The organism is Rhizorhabdus antheiae, from assembly GCF_049889055.1.
Lineage (GTDB): Bacteria > Pseudomonadota > Alphaproteobacteria > Sphingomonadales > Sphingomonadaceae > Rhizorhabdus.
On sequence record NZ_JBLTWO010000013.1, the window covers coordinates 1 to 17354 of the forward strand.

Genomic DNA, 17354 nt, shown 5'->3' on the forward strand with positions numbered 1-17354 from the left:
CAGCCAACGAACGGGAGCAAGTCGCCGAGCCGTCGATGTAGGTAGCGTGCGCACTCACCTTGGAACGAGGCGAAGTCGTTCCCTGTCAAATTCGTCAATCAAATTCAAATTAAAGAGGTGTTCGATCAGAGCCGCTGGTCGGACGCGAAGCGTTCTTGCGGCAGCTGCTATTTCCTCAGATACGCTAAACTGTCGATTTTGACCGAATGCCTTAAGAACCAGGTCACGCGGCATCAATAGCATCGCGGCGAACGCGTTCGCTCTTTTCTCAACGCCAGCCGGTGCCCACGGTCCGCTTGAGATTCCTACACTCTTCGCCATCGTCCGGTCGTAAAGTAGATGAGCGAGCTCATGCGCTAGCGTGAACCTACGCCCTTCCGACGTGACATTGAACAGGCTGGTGGTGTTAACAAATATCGTCGCGGCCAATCCATCCCCTGCCAACGCGACGCCACGGATGGTCTCCGTCTCTAGCGCACCGTCTGTGACGGTTATGCCGAGACTTACAAGCAATCCCTCGATGTCGACATACTCGGTGATGAATTCTGAGGCGCGCTCTTCCTCTAGCAGGTCAACAGCCCATTCATAACCTTCTGAATAAGGTACGCCCATGGGCGGGCCACCATCGGCGGCGACCAGCTCATCGAGTTGCGTAGCTGCTAGCTCGGTTTTGCTTGCCGATGCAATTATCTCTGTCAGTTTGCTGACATCACCTGCTGTGAGGCTTGGAGAAAGGCCTCCATACATTGCAACGGCCGCCGAGAAGCGGGCAATAGCAGGAACACCATCAATCTTGTCGTTGTCGTTGACAAAAGCCGTTTCGAGGCCACGCTGTCGCAGTGAGTTCATTGCCGAGTTGAATACTCGCTCACCAATCCTGTGCGCCGTCAGCTCGATCACGGATATCTTTGACAGATCCGCAAGTCGATCCTTCAGCCGGCTCAGCGCTTCTCGCTCGTCAATCTCCAGCGTGTACTCCTCGCCGCTATCAGCCACCCACTGCAGCGCATTCCAGAGGGGCGCTGCAACGTCCTTCACTGCCAAATACGCCAGCCCGCGCCCGCTGGTGAACCGAAACTGATCTGGCGCGAACAATGGCGTAGCTGCCGTCCAAGATAATTCAACGGTATCTAGGTATCTTCTCAAGTAGAGATCTGGCAGAAGCCCGCCATTCGACGCAGAATTTAGCGCATGAGCGTTCCGCCAAGCTTGTGCCTTGCGATACTCTTCTCTCCCAGGCCCATCGCGAGCGTCAATTAGGCTCCGCAGCTTACGCCCGACTACTGCGACCGCGGGTGCGGCACTAAATTCATGCCAGGGGAAGTCAGCCTGATGAAGCAGATCGGTCCAATTGTCGGCGAACCACTGCGCAATGGGCAATAGATACCAGCTGACGAACTCTCGCGGACTTTCGCCGATCGCGTTCCCAGTCAGTATGGTACCGCCAACAGTCAGGCGCAAATCGCCGATCGACCAACCGTATTCCGCAGGTCGCCGGTGACGCGGCTCCGCATCTTTACGCCAGCGCATAGCGATTTCGAACCGGTTTGGGTCACCGAACGAGGTGAATTCAGGCTTCATCTGTTTCTAACGCCCAGTAGATAGCCGATTCGCTAAACGAGGCATAGCGCCGAAGCTCCTTGTTTCTCACTCCCCCTTGATCAACCAAGGCGTCTTTGACGACTGCGGGCACATCATCCCACGGTATTGGGTAGCCGTGCCAGGAACCGTCTCCGGTTGGTTTCGCTTCGAAGGCAATCCCTTGATCTGTTGCGAACCGGCGACCTGTGCCAGCCTCTACGGTCGCGCCCATGAACAGTTTACCAGCCGGCGTATGCTTCCAGTTAAAATTAGGATTAGCAGGGTCTAACCCCATTTTGTTGCCGTTGTCGTCTCTGGTGTGCGTCCATTCTGGGCAGATCGTCCCCTTTCGGCCGTTCGCCGAACGGTTTTTGTGCTTGAGAGAGCCTCGGTAGACGTCTTTCATAGTTACGAGTTATCGCCAAGATTATCCGCAGTCGAGAGGATTGAGCATAGACGAACTGCAAACGTTTAGTCCTCTCTAAACGAACGGGAGCTTTCAAGATTAGCGCGCAGCCTGATGAATGGTCAAATATGAGAGGGGAACTGGTAACCCGCTCAAAGCGGTCCCATCGGCAGTGTCTGCGAGGAGCGACGTCCGTGATTGCAGATGGGAACGACCGATTTTGGTCGCGAGGAGATATTAATCTTCTGGACAGCGAACGACGGGGACCGGTTGTGAGCGGCCTTTGGTCGTCCGAAGCCCGGATGTCGGGGTTCGGTAGCATCGCACCTATTCATTGCCCACGCGTCGGAAGCGCCGTTAACCTCCTCAACCCCCCTCAATTCCCCTCGGAGTCCACCACGAACGTCACCGGCTTGCCGCGCGTCATCGGGTCCCAGCCGGCGGACAGGGCGGCGCGGACGCAGCGGGCGATGGTGGCGTCGTCGAGTTGGAGGCGGCCGCGGGGCAGGCCTTTCAGGAGGCGCTTGGGTGGGGGGAATTCGACGAGGGCCTCGCGGCGGGCGTCGCGCTCCTGCAGGGATATGGTCATGCCCTTCCAGCCCTCGTCATCGGACAGATGCGGTTCGCGGTGGAGGTTCCAATCGTAGAGGACGCCGTCGACCTGGACGGCGCCGCCCGTGCTTTGAGACTTTGACATGGCCGCGCCCCTTAGCATGACCGACCTGCCGAGGCCTAGCCGGACTGGCGGCGCATCCGATCGGGCGCGCGCATGCGGCGCAAGACATCGCCGCCACCGGACGATATGAGCGCCCCATGGCCCGGCTGCTCCTGTTCAACAAACCCTATGGGGTCCTGTCGCAATTCACCGATCGCGGATCGCCGACGGTCCGATCGACCTTGTCGGACTTCATCGCGGTGAAGGGCGTCTATCCCGCCGGGCGGCTCGACCGCGACAGCGAGGGGCTGCTGCTGCTGTGCGATGACGGGCGGCTGCAGGCGCGCATCGCCGATCCGCGCTTCAAGATGCCCAAGACCTATTTCGTGCAGGTCGAAGGCGATCCGCAGGAAGCGGAACTGGAGCGCCTGCGGAAGGGCGTGCTGCTCAACGATGGCATGACCTTGCCGGCCGAGGTCGCGCGGATCGACCCGCCCGAGCTGTGGCAGCGCGATCCGCCGATCCGCCAGCGCAAGGCCATCCCCGACAGCTGGCTGCGGATCACCATCCGCGAAGGTCGAAATCGGCAGGTGCGGCGGATGACGGCGGCGGTCGGCTTGCCCACGCTGCGGCTGGTCCGCTGGTCGATCGGCGACTGGTCGGTCGCCGGGATCGCGCAGGGGGCGTATGAGGAACTCTCCGGCCCGGCCGAGATCGGCGGCGGCGCGCAGGGCCGATGACGCGGTTCGGCGGGGTTGCCGACCACCGCTCCATCTGCTGCCGGTTGCCGCAGAGCGCGAAAGCTGATTTGAGGCGTCGCGCACTGGGGCTCAAGCGCCACGCACCTCCTATGAAGCCATGTCGGCAGGGTATCGGATCGCCATGAATTATCGCCACTCCTTCCATGCCGGCAACAGCGCCGATGTCGTGAAGCACAGCCTGCTGATCGCGCTTGTCCGGGCCTTGCAGCAGAAAGAGGGCGCGCTGACCCTTATCGACACCCATGCGGGGTGCGGGCTGTACGATCTTGGCGGCGAGCAGGCCCAGCGCACCGGCGAAGCGGCGCAGGGCGTCGTGCGGGCTTTTGCCGATGCTAATCCGTTGCTCGACGAGTATCGCGCCGCCGTGCAGGCGGTGAATGTCGGGGCGGAGCCGCAGCTCTACCCCGGATCGCCGCAGGTCCTGGCGCAGCTGCTGCGCCCGCAGGACGTGCTGATCCTCAATGAGAAGCATCCCGAGGACGCCGCCGCCCTGCGCAGCGCGATGCGCGGCACGCTTGCGGCGGTGCATGAGCGCGACGCCTATGAGCTGTGGCTGGCGATGACCCCGACCCGCACCGGGCGCGGCGTGGTGCTGGTCGATCCGCCCTATGAGCAGACCGACGAACGCGCCCGCATCACCGCCACCCTCGCGGCGGCGCACCGCAAATGGGCGCATGGCGTGACGGTGATCTGGTTTCCGCTGAAGGACCGCGTGACGCACCAGCGGTGGAAGGGGAGCCTGCGCAACCTCGGCATCCCGAAATTCCTGTCGATCGAGCATTGGCTGTACGATGCCGAGCAGCCCGGCATCTATAACGGCGCGGGGCTGTTCATCGTCAATCCGCCCTATGCCTTCACCCAGGCGCTGCCGCCGCTGCTCGAGGCGCTGCGCGCCGCGCTGGCGCCGGACGGGCACAGGGGCATGATCAAGGCGGACTGGCTGGTCGAGTGATTTCCTCGCGGACGGACGTCACCCGTCCCCCCGATCCGCCCTCAATAATCGCCCGCACCCCCATCTCCGCTGCTGACATATGCGCGCCATGCCGATAATCATGCGGCTCCATGTGGCAGCTTTATCAATTCCCGCTCTGTCCCTTCTCGCGCAAGGTCCGGCTCCAGATGGAGGAGAAGGGTGTTGCCTATGATCTCGTCCGCGAGTCCCCCTGGCTGCGGCGCGACGAGTTTCTGGACCTGAATCCGGTCGGGCAGACCCCGGTGATGGTCGACCCGGCGAACGGGACGGTGCTGATCCACAGCTGCGCGATCTCCGAATATATCGAGGAGACGGTCGAGGCGGCGCCGATGATCCCCGGCGGGTCGGCGGCGCGGGCCGAGATCCGGCGGCTGGTCGCCTATTTCGACGAGAAATTCTATGCCGACGTGGTCGGCCCGCTGCTGCACGAACGCGCGCTGAAGCGGATCGTCCACCGCGCCTCGCCCGATGCCGGCGTGCTGCGGCAGGCGATGAAGGCGGTCAACGACCATCTCGACTATATCGACTATCTTGTCGGCAGCCGCCGCTGGATCGGCGGCCCGCTGCTCAGCCTGGCCGACCTCGCCTGCGCTGCGCATCTGTCGGTCGCCGACTATCTGGGCGGGATCGACTGGCGCGGGCATGACGAGACCAAACAATGGTATTCCGGCATGAAATCCCGCCGCTCGCTGCGCGTCGTGCTGGCCGAGCGGATGGAGCTGGTCGGCCCGCCCGAACATTATGAGAAGCCGGATTTTTGAGAGGTTCGCGCGGGTGGAGGCGGGCTCGTAAAGGACCGGCGGGTAAGAGGGCGCTGCGGATATCTGAGTTGGGCTGAGCTTGTAACGCTCAGGCGGAGATGTGGGAGGAACGCCACGTGAGACGGTGGATACCCATCGCACTTCCGATCCTCGTTCTGATAGCGATCGGCATTTATTGCGCCTTCCCGCAACCCATTCGTGATGATGCAACGTTGAAAGCCGTAGCGAGTGAGGCGCGAAGTCTCATGGTAAACCACTCGATCAATCGCGGCACAGATTCTGTTCGGGTGCCCAAGCAGAAGTGGCCGCCGGCGATTGCCAGCCTCAGGCCAGATTCCGTGGTCGTTACGAGCTACATGGTCGATATTACCATCAAGCCGTATTTCGATGGCGGTTGGGGATATGGCTTCGCTGATGAAAGGCGAGGCCTGACGATGGATCCATCTTGTTGGTCGCATTTGGCTTACGGTGTCTATTGGCACGGGCCGTGCTGACATTAATCAGATGCGCACGGGTTCGTTTTATGCCGCCAAATCTCGCCGAGATGGGCTTGCAATTCACAGTCTGATCGGCGTCATTACCGCCCAATGATGACGCTACCCCACCGCAGTCTCATAGGTTTGATATTGCTCGGTATCGGAGGGTTGGCCGCTGTGTCTGGCTGGAACTTGAACACGCGGCACCACATTGCAACGATGTTGAATGTAGAGAAATTGCCACAATCGATTAGCGTAGTCGATTGTGCGAGCTTTGGCGTGACCGATGTCCTTGAACGCTGCTCATTCCAGATAAGCGCTGATGATTTTCCGAAACTGTTATCAGGCTATGAATTTCAGGTGAATCAGAACTGTGACGTCGGAAAAAATGGCTTTTGCGTCAATACGGCTGATGCCGGAACGGCACACGATTATTGCTGCGGTCCGAAACTTGGTGATAATTTTGATATCGCCACGACCTATATTGCGACGCCACGCGACGCACCCCACGGCGGCAGCCTTACGATACTAACTGATACAGAAAAGCGGCGCGTAATGATCGACCTTTACATCGAGTGAATGGCTGCGATCGTCTTGTTCGTGTTCGCAAGGGGCAGGTCGCTCCCAACCGCATTACGGTGATGTCGTAGCTCAATTCTCCGCTTGAGAGCCGGCACATCGGGCTGAATTACCAACGCTCACACCTCACCGCTTCACGTGCGGTTTGAAGATGATGAGATCGCCGTCGCGCCATCGCTTTCCCGCTGTACCTTCGTTTATAGGAAGTGGTCAGTTGACCTTTGTCTGATAGCCGACATTATCGATGCCCATGTTGATGCTTGCCCAAATCGACCTTTCCAACGCCGATCTCGCTCTATTCGATGAGTATGAAAGTGCGGTGCTGGCGTTATTGGAAAAATATGGTGCGCGGCTTGAGGATCGATTGCGCTCCACCGATGGTCGAACCGAAGTCCACCTGCTTTACTTTCCAGATGCTGGATCGTTAGCCGGTTTTCGAAGCGATCCAATCCGTGCTTCCGCCCAAAGCATATGGGAACGGTCTCGTGCTTCATCGTCGCTGACCGAGGTCACACGATTGAAATAGCTGTTGCTGCTCCCGACGGCTTGCTGGTCAAGCCAAGAGGGTTTCCCATTTTATGGCCCTTTTCGGAAATGGAAAATATCGCCCGTTATCTTTTGGAAGCTGCGGTTCGGATATCCACCCCATTTCGGTCGTGCAGCCGGTCGGAACGTTCGCTTGAAAGCAGACGCATCGGACCAGACATTCACCTGTCACCGCCTCACACGCGGCTCCGCCGCCAGTCGCGACATCAGGATCGCCGCGCGCTTTGCCTGGAGGGGGATCGAGGTCAGGTCGACCGTCTCGCCCGGCGCATGGTCGCCGGTGGAGTAGGGGCCCATGCCGGCGAAGCTGTCGACGTCGCTGGCGACGAAGCTGACGTCGCCCGCGCCGCGCTTGAGCGGGTCGAGCGGGGGCATTTCGGGCAGGCCGAGATCGGCGTTCACGCCGTTGAGCGCCGTCAGGATCGCGCGGTTGCCGTCGGTCGGGGCCATTGCGGGATAGCCGCCTTTCTCGAACGCGATCTCGGCCGAGGTGCCGGGCAGGTGCTGTGCGACGATCGCCGCCATCTTCGCCTTCACCCGCTCGGTCTGCTCCTGCGACAGGGTGCGCAGGTCGCCGCGCGCCTCGGCGACGGGGGCGATGATATTGCCCTTGCCGGTCGCGGTCATGCGGATGCCCTCGGCGTCGGTCGACTGGGTCGATCCGCCCGCGATCAGGCCGACATTATAAGTCAGGTTGGTTTCGGGCAGGTCGCGGCGGAAGGCGTCGAGGATGCGGACCAGCTCATAGACCGCGCCATAGCCCACCTTCTCGCTGAAGATGCCGCTCGAATGGCCGCTATTGCCGGTCGCCCTGACCGTCCAGCTGTTCGACGATCGGCGCGCGATCGATCCCATGTCGCGGCCATTGTCGCGCACCAGCCCTTCGAAATCGAGCGCGACGTCGGCGCGCTTGCCGGCAGCGATCAGGTCGGCGCGGGCGATCTCCACCGGGTCGCCGACATCCTCCTCGTCGCCGGTCAGGACGATCTCGATATCGGCCTTTGCCAGCGTGCCCGCCGCCTTCATCGCGCGCAGCGCCGCGAGCATCACGACCATGCCGCCCTTGTCGTCGCCGACGCCGGGACCCTCGGCCTTGCCGCCGTCCTTCAGGGCGAAGCGCTGGAAGGGGCTGTCGGGCTCGAACACCGTGTCGAGATGGCCGATCAGCAGCAGGCGCTTACCACGCCCATTGCCCTTGTGGGTGGCGATGATGTGCCCGGCGCGACCGGCGGCCTCCATCGGCACCCAGCGGACGTCGAAGCCGAGCGGGGCGAGCTGCGCCTTCATCATCTCGCCGACCTTCGTCACGCCGGGCAGGTTGCGCGAGCCCGAGTTCACATTGACCAGCTGTTCGAGCAGCGCGACGGTGGCGGCGTTCTCTGCCTCGACGGTGCGGGTCATGGCCTTTTCGGCCGGGGTCAGCGCCGCCTGGGCGGGCAGGGCGGCGGTCGCCATCAGCAGGGAAAGCCCGAAAAACCGACCGATACGCGCCATCGAAAACACCTCGCCTTGCATTTGCCACGATCATGGAGCATATGCCGCACCGCGTCGATGCCGTTTTGCGGTGTCGGGACCGTAGCAGCGTGAACTCCTGCCCTCTTACAAGGGCAGGCCGGCTCGGCCCTCAGGCACGCATATCAGCTCAGGCTTCCCTATTCACGCGGGTCGTCATGCGAACCCGCTGTCGCATGGACTCCGTCCGTGCGCCCGCACCATTTGAAAGTGCATTTGTGACCAAATTTTCCGATCTGGGCCTCATCGAGCCGCTGTACCGCGCGCTTGCCGCCAAGGGCTATGACGTGCCCACGCCGATCCAGGCCCAGGCGATCCCGCCGCTGCTCGAGGGCCGCGACCTGTGCGGCATCGCGCAGACCGGTACCGGCAAGACTGCAGCCTTCGCGCTGCCCTCGCTCCACCTGCTCACCGAAAATCTGAAGCATACGCCGCCGCAGGGCTGCCGCATGCTCGTCCTGTCGCCGACGCGCGAACTGGCCAGCCAGATCGCCGAGAGCTTCGTCCAGTACGGCAAGAATCTGCGCCTGAGCGTCGCCACCGTCTTCGGCGGCGTGCCCATCAACCGCCAGATCCGGCAGCTGCAGCGCGGCGTCGACATCCTCGTCGCCACGCCCGGCCGTCTGCTCGACCTGATCGACCAGCGCGCGCTGAACCTGAAGTTCGTCGAGATCTTCGTCCTCGACGAGGCCGACCAGATGCTCGACCTGGGCTTCATCCACGCGCTCAAGCGGATCGACCAGTTGCTGCCGAAGAAGCGCCAGTCGCTGTTCTTCTCGGCGACCATGCCCAAGGCGATCGCCGAGCTGGGCGACCGCTTCCTGAACAACCCGGTCAAGGTCTCGGTCGCCCCGGCGGCGACCACCGCAGAGCGGGTCGACCAGTTCGCGACCTTCTGCAACGCGCAGGAAAAGCAGGCGCTGCTGACCATGCGGATCAAGGCCGAGCCGATCGACCGCGCGCTGGTCTTCACCCGCACCAAGCATGGCGCCGACCGCGTCGTGCGCAACCTGCGCGCCGCCGGCATCCCCGCCGAGGCGATCCACGGCAACAAGAGCCAGCCGCAGCGTGAGCGCGCGCTGGGTATGTTCCGCACGGGCGAGGTCCGCATCCTGGTCGCGACCGACATCGCCGCGCGCGGCATCGACGTCGGCGGCGTCAGCCATGTGTTCAACTTCGAGCTGCCGAACGTGGCCGAGCAATATGTCCACCGCATCGGCCGCACGGCGCGCGCCGGCGCAGCGGGCGTCGCCATCGCCTTCGTGGCGGATGACGAGCGGCCCTATCTGAAGGCGATCGAGAAGCTGACCCGGATCAAGCTCGAGATCGAGCCGCTGCCTGAGAATTTCCTGGCCGAGAAGGCGAAGCTGCCGAAGCCGGTCGCGGCGCCTGCGGCTCCCGCGAACAGCGGCGACCGCGGTCCGCGCCGTCGCGAAGGCGGCGAGCGGGCAGGGCAGCCGCAGCCGGCCAAGCGTCGGTTCAGCCGCCCCAAGGGTGCGCCCGGCGCGCATCGCTCGGCGGTCAAGAAGTTCGGCAGCCGCTGAGGCCAGCCTGACAAAGCCAATGAGGGGCGGCTTCGGCCGCCCCTTTATGTTTCAGCGATCAGCCGCTGTCGAAAGGCCGCCAGCCGCTCGATCGCAGCGTCCAGCGTGGCGTCGTCCTTGCAATAGCACAGCCGCACGATGTGCCGCACGGGCCGCTCTTCGTAAAAAGCGGACACCGGGATGGTGACGACGCCGCTCTCGCGCGCCATGCGCTCGGCGAAGGTCACGTCGTCCAGGTCGATGCCCGATGCGGGCAGATCGACCGACACGAACCAGGTCGCCTCGCTCGGCAGCACGCGGTAGCCGGCACCTTCGAGCCCCTCGACAAGCCGCTCTCGTGAGCGCTCAAAGCCGGCGCGCATGTCCTCGAACCAGCTGCGCGGCTTGCGCAGGCCATGCGCCACTGCCGTCTGCAAATTGGGCGGGGTGGTGAAGGTCAGGAACTGGTGCGCCTTGGCGAGCTGTCGGGCGAGCGCGGGGGCGGCGATCATCCAGCCGACCTTCCAGCCGGTGAGCGCGAAGATCTTGCCCGCAGAACCGATCTTGACCGTCCGTTCGCGCATGCCGGGCAGGGCGATCATCGGCACATGCTCGCCGCCAAAGCGGACATGCTCCCACACCTCGTCGCACAGCGCATAGGCATCGAAGCGCACGCAGCGCTCGGCGATCATCGACAGGACGTCCCGGCCCAGCATCGTTCCGCTGGGATTGATCGGGTTGTTGATCACCACCAGCCGGGTGCGCTCGCCGAACGCCGCATCGAGCGCGGCGGGGTCGAGCGACCAGTCGGCCGGATCGAGATCGACCATGCGGGGAATGCCGCCCGCGCGCCGCACCGTCGGCACATAGGCGTCGTAGAGCGGCTGGAACAGCACCACCTCGTCGCCCGGCGAGACCAGCGCCAATATGCCGGCAGCGATCGCCTCGGTCGCGCCCGACGTGACGATCACCTCGCTCTGCCAGTCGAGGTCGAGGCCCTGATGCTCGCGATAATGGCCGGCGATCGCCTGGCGCAGGTCGGGCAGGCCGGGCATCGGCGGATATTGGTTATAGCCGTCGACCAGCGCCTCTGCGGCTACGCGGCGGACATCCTCGGGGCCGGGGGCATCGGGAAAGCCCTGACCCAGATTGATCGCGCCGGTTTCGCGGGCGAGCGCCGACATCGTCTCGAAGATCGTCGTCGGCAGGGCGGCATAGACAGGGTTCATGCGCGTCAGACGGGCCGGTTGAAACCGCCACCGTCGAGCACCTGTCTGACCTTCATCGCCAGCTGGAGCAGGGTGAAGGGCTTCGACAGGAAAGCGACCCCGGCGTCGAGCATGCCGTTATGGACCACCGCGTTGCGGGTATAGCCGGTGGTGTAGAGGATCTTGATGTCCGGCCGCATCTTCAGCACCCGCTCGGCCAGTTCGCGGCCGTTCATCTCCGGCATCACGATGTCGGTGAACAGCATGTCGACCACCGGCTGCTGCTCGAGCGTCCGCATCGCTTCGGCGGCGCCGGCCGCCGAGATGACCGAATAGCCGAGGTCGCGCAGCGCATCGACCGAGAAATGGCGCACGCGCTGTTCGTCCTCGACCACCAATATGGTCTCGCCCGCCTTGGCCCGCGGCGCCTCGTCGGTGTCGAGGATATAGCGGCCATCGGCATCCTGCAGGGGATCCTGGCTGCGCGGCAGATAGAGGCGGACGGTCGTCCCCTGGCCCGGCTCGGAATAGATCGCCGCATGCCCGCCGGTCTGCTTCATGAAGCCGAAGATCTGGCTGAGGCCGAGGCCCGTTCCCTTGCCGACCGGCTTGGTCGTGAAGAAGGGATCGAAGGCGCGCTGCAGCACCTCGGGCGTCATGCCGGTGCCGGTGTCGGTGACGCCGACCATCACATATTGGCCGGGGCGGACCTCGGGATGGATGCGCGCATATTCGTCGTCGAGATAGGCGTTGGCGGTCTCGATCGTCACCTTGCCGCCCTCGGCCATCGCGTCGCGGGCGTTGACGACGAGGTTGACGATCGCATTTTCGAGCTGGCCGGGATCGGCAAGACAGCGCCACAGCCCTCCGGCGAGCACCGTTTCGATCATATATTGTTCGCCGATCGTCCGCTTCAGCATCTCCGACATGCCGGCGACCAGCCGGTTGGTGTCGAGGGTGAGCGGCGCGAGCGGCTGCTGGCGCGAGAAGGCGAGCAGGCGCGAGGTCAGGCTGGCGGCCCGCTGCGCGCCTTCATGGGCGTTGGCGATGTAGCGCAGCAGCTTGTCGGTATCGCCGCCGATCCGGCGCTTCGCGAGGTCGAGGCTCCCGATGACGATCGCCAGCATATTGTTGAAGTCGTGCGCGATGCCGCCGGTCAACTGGCCGATCGATTCGAGCTTCTGCATGTGCAGCATCTGCGCCTCGGCCTTTTCGCGGGCCTCGATCTGCACCCGCATCGCATGTTCGGCGGCGAGGGCCCGGTCGCGTTCGGTGAGCAGTTCGCGTTCACGCTCTGCGCTGTCGCGGATCAACGCTGCGGCTACGACGAGAACGAGGATCACCGTCGCAACCAGGACGAGCCCAAGGCTCATCACCAATTGCTCGGTCTGGGCCCGCCGTTCGGCCAGCAGGCGCTCTTCCTCGGCGAGCATCTTGTTGATGATGTCGATAACCCGCTGGATGCGGACATGGCCTTCGCCGGATGCCAGTTCGGCAATGGCCTGGCGGCGTCGACCGGCATCTGCGGCACGGATGCCGTCCTGTGCGAAGGCCATCTTGGAGCGTACCGCCGCCCGCAATTCAGTGACGTTGCCGAGCTGTCGGGGGTTGTCGCTGATCTCTCGTTCGATCTGGTCCAGAGCGGGCTCGATCCGCGTCGACAGTTCGGCAACGCGCTCGCGCAGAGCGGGGGCCCCCACCAGCAGGTAGCCCCGATGTTCGGACTCGATCGCGCGCATCCGGTCGGCCATGCCGGTCAGCATCACCTCGACCCGCAGCGAATGCGCCGCCCATCCGCCTGCGCGGCTCTGCGCCCGGGTCAGGTAAATGGCACTGGCCGCCGCGATGATCGCGACGATCAGCCCTCCGAGCAGCAGATAAGGCAGGCGGCGGGGGGAATGGGCCATGCCCGCCTTGTAAAGCCGGGCATTCGGCCTGCAAGCGATAATCCCCTGCGTCAGCCGGCCTCGGCGACGATCTGTGCCCAGCCGGCCTCGTCGGTCACCTCGATGCCGAGTTCGGATGCCTTCTTCAGCTTGGAACCCGCGCCTGGCCCCGCGACGACCAGATGCGTCTTGGCCGACACCGACCCCGACACCTTCGCGCCCAGTGCTTCGGCCTGCGCCTTCGCCTCGTCGCGCGACATGGTTTCGAGCGTGCCGGTGAACACCACCGTCTTCCCGCTGACGGCGGATTGCCGGGTCTCATGAACCAGGTCCGCAGGTGCGAGCTGGCTCAGCAGATCGTCGACCGCTTCGCGATTGTGCGGTTGGGCGAAGAAGTCGACGAGAGCCAGCGCCACCTCTGGGCCGACGCCCGGCGTCTCGACGATGGCCGCGAGTTCCTTGGCGACCCGCGCCGCGAATTTCTCGTCGGGTTCGCCGACGGCCTGCACGGCTTCGTCACGCGCCGCGACGGCGCGACCGATCATCCCAATGAGGGCGTCCCAGCTGCGATAGCGCCGGGCGAGGTCGCGCGCGGTGACCTCGCCGACATGGCGGATGCCCAGTGCGAACAGGAAGCGGTCTAGCGGCGGCGCGCGCTTGGCGTCGATTGCGGCGACGAGGTTCGACGCCGACGTTTCGGCCCAGCGCTCGCGCGTCGCCAGTTGGTCCCTGGTCAGGCGAAAGATGTCAGCGGGCGTCTGGACCAGCCCATCGCGGAAGAAGCTTTCGATATGCGTCAGGCCGAGGCCCTCGATGTCGAGCGCGTGGCGCGACACGAAATGGCGGAGGCGTTCGACGCGCTGGGCGGGGCAGATCAGGCCACCGGTGCAGCGATAATCGACCTCGCCCGGCTCGCGCTCGGCGGCCGATCCGCATTCGGGGCAGGTGGTGGGGAAGGGCCAACTGCCCCGCGCTTCGTCGCGTGACAGATTGGCGACGATCTGCGGGATGACGTCGCCGGCCCGCTGCAGCACGACACGGTCGCCAGGCCAGACGTTCAGGCGGCCGATTTCGTCGGCATTGTGGAGGGTTGCGTTGGTGACCACGACCCCGCCGACCGTGACCGGCTCCAGCCGCGCGACCGGTGTCAGCTTGCCGGTGCGCCCGACCTGGATGTCGATCGCGCGCAGCAGCGTCTGAGCCTTTTCCGCGGGGAATTTGTGCGCGATGGCCCAGCGGGGCGCGCGCGCGACGAAGCCGAGGCGCTTCTGCCAGTCGAGCCGGTCGACCTTGTATACGACCCCGTCGATATCGAAGGGCAGGTCGGCGCGGCGCGCCTCGATCCCGCGATAATGCGACAGTGCCTGCGCCGCGCCATCGACACGGATCAGATCGTCCGAAACGGGCAGGCCCCAGCCGGCGATGGCGTCCATCACGCCCTTTTGCGTGTCGGCGGGCAGGGCGGACGCCTCGCCCCAGCCATGGGCCAGGAAGCGCAGCGGCCGGGCGGCGGTGACCGTCGGGTCCTTCTGCCGCAGCGACCCGGCGGCGGCGTTGCGCGGATTGGCGAACTGGCGGGCCTTTTCCGGATCCTCCGCGTCGGCCAGGAGGCGGGCGTTGAGCGCGGTGAAGTCGTCCTTCGCCATATAAACCTCGCCGCGTACCTCGAAGATGTCGGGTACGGCGCCGTTCAGCATCTGGGGAATGTCGGCGATCGTCCGCACATTGGCGGTGACGTCCTCACCGGTCTGCCCGTCGCCGCGCGTGGCGGCCAGCACCAGCCGGCCCTTCTCATAGCGCAGCGAACAGGACAGGCCGTCGATCTTGGGCTCGGCCGTCAGAGCGACGGCTTCGTCCGCCGAGAGGCTGAGATAGCGGCGGACGCGGCCGACGAAATCCTCGACATCCTCGTCCGCAAAGGCGTTATCGAGGCTGAGCATCGCAACTGCATGCGGCACCTTGGCGAGGTGCGACGACGGCGCTGCCCCGACCAGTTTCGACGGGGAGTCGCTGCGGACGAGCTGGGGGAAGGCGGCTTCGAGCGCGGCATTTTCCCGCATCAGCGCGTCATAATCGGCGTCGCTGATCTCGGGCGCGTCCTCGCCATGATAGAGCGCGTTGTGCCGGGCGATCTCCGCCGCAAGGATGGCGAGCCGTTCGGCGGCTTCGGATTCGGTCGTCATATTGCTCTTCTAGGCGGGCCGGCGAGACGGGCCAAGCGCTTCGGACAGCTCCTCGGGCAAAGGGCTTGGCAGGGACTCGCCACCTGCCTATCGATATCGTCCACAGGCGTTCCGCTGGGCGCCGCTGGTTGAGGATGAATGACAATGCGGATGGCCAAGCATCTGATAGCACTGGCAATCATCGGTGCATCGACGGATGTGTCGATAGCGGCGCAGACCCTCGCCGGCGGTACTCAGGTCGAGGATGTGGTCGTCGGCAAGGGGCAGGAGGCGACGCCCGGCCGCTCGGTGACGGTCCATTATACCGGCTGGCTCTACCAGGCCGGCAAGCGCACCAAGAAGTTCGACAGCTCTGTCGGCAGCGAGCCCTTCACCTTCCTGCTCGGTGCTGGCGAGGTCATCAAGGGCTGGGACGATGGTGTTGTGGGCATGAAGGTCGGCGGCAAGCGCACGCTGATCCTGCCGCCCGCCATGGCTTATGGGTCGGAGGGGGACGACACCATTCCGCCGAACAGCTGGCTGATCTTCGACATCCAGTTGCTCAAGGTCGACTGAGACCGGTCAGGCGGCTTCCAGCAGCCGCATCGCCTGCGCGCGCGCCTCGGCGGTGATCTCGGCGCCCGAGAGCATCCGGGCGATCTCTTCCTGACGCTCGGCTTCGTCGAGCGGTCGCACCCCGGTGCGCGTGACGAAGCCGTCATGGCTCTTGGCGATCAGCCAGTGATGCGCGCCGCGCGCCGCAACCTGCGGGCTGTGGGTGACAACCAGCAACTGTGCGCCACGCGACAGCCGCTGGAGCCGCTCGCCGATCGCGCTGGCAACCGCACCGCCGACGCCCCGGTCGATTTCGTCGAAGATCATCGTCGTCGCCGAGCCTTGCTCGGCCAGTGCAACCTTGAGCGCGAGGATGAAGCGCGAAAGCTCACCGCCGCTCGCGATCTTCATCAGCGGCGCGAAGGGGGCGCCGGGGTTGGTCGCGATCTCGAATTCGACCCGGTCGCGGCCCGCAGCGGTCCAGCCGCTTTCGGGCAGCGTCTCGACGACCGTGCGGAAACGGGCGGCGTCGAGCTTGAGCGGCGCCAGTTCGGCGGCGACAGCTGCGTCGAGCCGACCGGCGGCCTCGCTCCGTGCCTCGCTCAGCCTTTCCGCCGCTTCGACATAGGCGACACGCGCCTTGCGTGCGGCGGTCTCCAGCGCCGCGAGCCCGGCGTCACCCGCCTCGATCCGATCGAGCCGGCCCGCCAGTTCGTCGCGCAGCGCCGCGAGCCCGTCCGGTTCGACGCGATGCTTGCGGGCGAGGGCGCGCAGATCGAAAAGACGCGTCTCGACCGTCTCGAGGCGCGCAGGATCGAAGCGCATCGCATCGGCGGCGGCGGCGAGCTTGTCCTCGGCTTCGCTCGCTTCGATCACCGCCCTGTCGAGCGCTTCGAGCGCCTCGGTGAGCAGGGGATGTTCGGGGGCGATCCGGTCGAGCCGCCGCGCGGCCTGGCGCAGCGCCGCGAGCCCGCCGTCGGAGCCTTCGAGATGGGCATTTACGGCGCCCAGATCGTCGGCGAGACGCGCACCCTTCTGCATGTCGGCGCGCTCTGCGGCGAGCAGCGCTTCTTCGCCGGGCTCGGCCGCAAAGCGGCTGAGTTCGTCGACCGCATGTTCGAGCCATTCGCGGTCGCGTGCGGCATTGTCGAGATCGGTCCGCGCCGCCTCCAGTGCGTCCTCGGCCTGACGCCAGGCGGCATGGAGAGACGCAATGCGGGCAACGTCGAGCCGACCGAAACTGTCCAACAGGAGACGGTGACCGCGCGGGTTTATGAGACCGCGATCGTCGTGCTGGCCGTGGATCTCGACCAGCATTGCGCCCAGTTCGCGCAGCGTCGCCGCCGAGGCTGGCTGGTCGTTGACATAAGCGCGGCTGCCGCCGTCTGCCTTGACGACGCGGCGGATCACCAGCGCCTCACCGGGCTCCGCTTCATATCCATTTGCCGCTAGCAGGGCGAAGGCGGGATGGTTCGCGGGCAGGTCGAAGCCCGCCGATACCATCGCTTGTGCGGCACCGGTGCGGACGAGGCCGCTATCGGCGCGTGCGCCGAGCGCAAGACCCAGCGAATCGAGCAGGATCGACTTGCCCGCGCCGGTCTCGCCGGTCAGTGTCCCCAGACCGGGGCCGAACTCCAGATCGAGCGCCTCGATCAGCACGACATCCCGGATCGCCAGCGTGGTCAGCATGGGACATGTGTAGAACAGCCGCAATAAAGCGCCAAGGGCGGATGTCGCCGAGACCGCAGTGACGTGCGCTTTGGGGGCAGG

General features: G+C 64.8%; 16 protein-coding genes. 8 read left to right on the forward strand and 8 right to left on the reverse strand.

Annotated features, from left to right (window positions below; genetic code table 11):
• Nucleotides 1-54: 54 nt before the first annotated feature.
• The 3 genes from ACNI3R_RS18545 to ACNI3R_RS18555 form a co-directional block, all read right to left on the reverse strand.
• Nucleotides 55-1581: an ImmA/IrrE family metallo-endopeptidase gene (locus tag ACNI3R_RS18545; protein WP_426186097.1), complete on the reverse strand. Its 1527-nt coding sequence runs from the start codon at nucleotides 1579-1581 to the stop codon at nucleotides 55-57.
• A complete protein-coding gene (locus ACNI3R_RS18550; protein ID WP_426186099.1) occupies nucleotides 1571-1987 on the reverse strand; it encodes a hypothetical protein in 417 nt (138 codons plus the stop codon). Before ACNI3R_RS18550 ends, ACNI3R_RS18545 begins: the two co-directional genes overlap by 11 nt.
• Before the next feature lie 376 nt (nucleotides 1988-2363).
• The gene (locus ACNI3R_RS18555) at nucleotides 2364-2684 is read right to left on the reverse strand and encodes a hypothetical protein (protein WP_296623660.1); all 321 of its coding nucleotides are present in this window, start codon (nucleotides 2682-2684) and stop codon (nucleotides 2364-2366) included.
• A gap of 116 nt (nucleotides 2685-2800) precedes the next feature.
• Between ACNI3R_RS18555 and ACNI3R_RS18560 the strand changes: the two genes are divergently transcribed.
• From ACNI3R_RS18560 to ACNI3R_RS18585, 6 genes are all read left to right on the forward strand, one after another.
• Entirely contained in the window at nucleotides 2801-3382 is a 582-nt protein-coding gene (locus tag ACNI3R_RS18560; RefSeq protein ID WP_426186101.1) for a pseudouridine synthase, read from the forward strand.
• Nucleotides 3383-3524: 142 nt separating this feature from the next.
• Entirely contained in the window at nucleotides 3525-4355 is an 831-nt protein-coding gene (locus ACNI3R_RS18565; RefSeq protein ID WP_426186103.1) for a 23S rRNA (adenine(2030)-N(6))-methyltransferase RlmJ, read from the forward strand.
• Between the two features lie 110 nt (nucleotides 4356-4465).
• Nucleotides 4466-5137 (forward strand): glutathione S-transferase family protein, encoded by a 672-nt coding sequence (locus ACNI3R_RS18570; RefSeq protein ID WP_165321881.1) that lies wholly within the window; start codon nucleotides 4466-4468, stop codon nucleotides 5135-5137.
• A gap of 116 nt (nucleotides 5138-5253) precedes the next feature.
• A complete protein-coding gene (locus ACNI3R_RS18575) occupies nucleotides 5254-5631 on the forward strand; it encodes a hypothetical protein (protein ID WP_426186105.1) in 378 nt (125 codons plus the stop codon).
• A 93-nt stretch (nucleotides 5632-5724) separates the two neighbouring features.
• Nucleotides 5725-6192: a hypothetical protein gene (locus ACNI3R_RS18580; protein ID WP_426186107.1), complete on the forward strand. Its 468-nt coding sequence runs from the start codon at nucleotides 5725-5727 to the stop codon at nucleotides 6190-6192.
• A 250-nt stretch (nucleotides 6193-6442) separates the two neighbouring features.
• The gene (locus tag ACNI3R_RS18585) at nucleotides 6443-6718 is read left to right on the forward strand and encodes a hypothetical protein (RefSeq protein WP_426186109.1); all 276 of its coding nucleotides are present in this window, start codon (nucleotides 6443-6445) and stop codon (nucleotides 6716-6718) included.
• Nucleotides 6719-6906: 188 nt separating this feature from the next.
• Here ACNI3R_RS18585 and ACNI3R_RS18590 read toward each other — a convergent pair whose 3' ends face one another.
• A complete protein-coding gene (locus ACNI3R_RS18590) occupies nucleotides 6907-8232 on the reverse strand; it encodes a M20/M25/M40 family metallo-hydrolase (RefSeq protein ID WP_426186111.1) in 1326 nt (441 codons plus the stop codon).
• Between the two features lie 194 nt (nucleotides 8233-8426).
• On the opposite strand from ACNI3R_RS18590, the gene ACNI3R_RS18595 reads away from it, so the two are divergent.
• Nucleotides 8427-9794 carry a DEAD/DEAH box helicase gene (locus ACNI3R_RS18595; protein WP_426186255.1) on the forward strand — a complete coding sequence of 456 codons (1368 nt, stop codon included), beginning with the start codon at nucleotides 8427-8429 and terminating at the stop codon, nucleotides 9792-9794.
• A gap of 44 nt (nucleotides 9795-9838) precedes the next feature.
• On the opposite strand, the gene ACNI3R_RS18600 is transcribed toward ACNI3R_RS18595, so the two are convergent.
• Genes ACNI3R_RS18600 through ligA form a run of 3 tightly spaced genes read right to left on the reverse strand, consistent with a single transcriptional unit; the run spans nucleotide 9839 to nucleotide 15050 of the window.
• Nucleotides 9839-11002: an aminotransferase gene (locus ACNI3R_RS18600; RefSeq protein WP_426186113.1), complete on the reverse strand. Its 1164-nt coding sequence runs from the start codon at nucleotides 11000-11002 to the stop codon at nucleotides 9839-9841.
• Nucleotides 11003-11007: 5 nt separating this feature from the next.
• Nucleotides 11008-12888, reverse strand: a complete 1881-nt coding sequence (locus tag ACNI3R_RS18605) for a CHASE3 domain-containing protein (protein ID WP_426186115.1) — start codon at nucleotides 12886-12888, stop codon at nucleotides 11008-11010.
• 50 nt (nucleotides 12889-12938) lie between these two features.
• Nucleotides 12939-15050 carry an NAD-dependent DNA ligase LigA gene (gene ligA / locus ACNI3R_RS18610; RefSeq protein ID WP_426186117.1) on the reverse strand — a complete coding sequence of 704 codons (2112 nt, stop codon included), beginning with the start codon at nucleotides 15048-15050 and terminating at the stop codon, nucleotides 12939-12941.
• Between the two features lie 150 nt (nucleotides 15051-15200).
• On the opposite strand from ligA, the gene ACNI3R_RS18615 reads away from it, so the two are divergent.
• A complete protein-coding gene (locus tag ACNI3R_RS18615; protein WP_426186119.1) occupies nucleotides 15201-15605 on the forward strand; it encodes an FKBP-type peptidyl-prolyl cis-trans isomerase in 405 nt (134 codons plus the stop codon).
• A gap of 6 nt (nucleotides 15606-15611) precedes the next feature.
• Here ACNI3R_RS18615 and recN read toward each other — a convergent pair whose 3' ends face one another.
• On the reverse strand, nucleotides 15612-17273 hold the full coding sequence (gene recN / locus ACNI3R_RS18620; protein ID WP_426186121.1) for a DNA repair protein RecN: 1662 nt from the start codon (nucleotides 17271-17273) through the stop codon (nucleotides 15612-15614).
• Nucleotides 17274-17354: the final 81 nt, after the last annotated feature.

Excerpts from the sequence above, each read along its gene's own strand:
- ACNI3R_RS18545 (WP_426186097.1), bottom strand. The coding sequence starts at position 1,581 with ATGAAGCCTGAATTCACCTCGTTCGGTGACCCAAACCGGTTCGAAATC.
- ACNI3R_RS18550 (WP_426186099.1), bottom strand. The coding sequence starts at position 1,987 with ATGAAAGACGTCTACCGAGGCTCTCTCAAGCACAAAAACCGTTCGGCG.
- ACNI3R_RS18555 (WP_296623660.1), bottom strand. The coding sequence starts at position 2,684 with ATGTCAAAGTCTCAAAGCACGGGCGGCGCCGTCCAGGTCGACGGCGTC.
- ACNI3R_RS18560 (WP_426186101.1), top strand. The coding sequence starts at position 2,801 with ATGGCCCGGCTGCTCCTGTTCAACAAACCCTATGGGGTCCTGTCGCAA.
- ACNI3R_RS18565 (WP_426186103.1), top strand. The coding sequence starts at position 3,525 with ATGAATTATCGCCACTCCTTCCATGCCGGCAACAGCGCCGATGTCGTG.
- ACNI3R_RS18570 (WP_165321881.1), top strand. The coding sequence starts at position 4,466 with ATGTGGCAGCTTTATCAATTCCCGCTCTGTCCCTTCTCGCGCAAGGTC.
- ACNI3R_RS18580 (WP_426186107.1), top strand. The coding sequence starts at position 5,725 with ATGATGACGCTACCCCACCGCAGTCTCATAGGTTTGATATTGCTCGGT.
- ACNI3R_RS18585 (WP_426186109.1), top strand. The coding sequence starts at position 6,443 with ATGTTGATGCTTGCCCAAATCGACCTTTCCAACGCCGATCTCGCTCTA.
- ACNI3R_RS18590 (WP_426186111.1), bottom strand. The coding sequence starts at position 8,232 with ATGGCGCGTATCGGTCGGTTTTTCGGGCTTTCCCTGCTGATGGCGACC.
- ACNI3R_RS18595 (WP_426186255.1), top strand. The coding sequence starts at position 8,427 with ATGGACTCCGTCCGTGCGCCCGCACCATTTGAAAGTGCATTTGTGACC.
- ACNI3R_RS18600 (WP_426186113.1), bottom strand. The coding sequence starts at position 11,002 with ATGAACCCTGTCTATGCCGCCCTGCCGACGACGATCTTCGAGACGATG.
- ACNI3R_RS18605 (WP_426186115.1), bottom strand. The coding sequence starts at position 12,888 with ATGGCCCATTCCCCCCGCCGCCTGCCTTATCTGCTGCTCGGAGGGCTG.
- ligA (WP_426186117.1), bottom strand. The coding sequence starts at position 15,050 with ATGACGACCGAATCCGAAGCCGCCGAACGGCTCGCCATCCTTGCGGCG.
- ACNI3R_RS18615 (WP_426186119.1), top strand. The coding sequence starts at position 15,201 with ATGGCCAAGCATCTGATAGCACTGGCAATCATCGGTGCATCGACGGAT.
- recN (WP_426186121.1), bottom strand. The coding sequence starts at position 17,273 with ATGCTGACCACGCTGGCGATCCGGGATGTCGTGCTGATCGAGGCGCTC.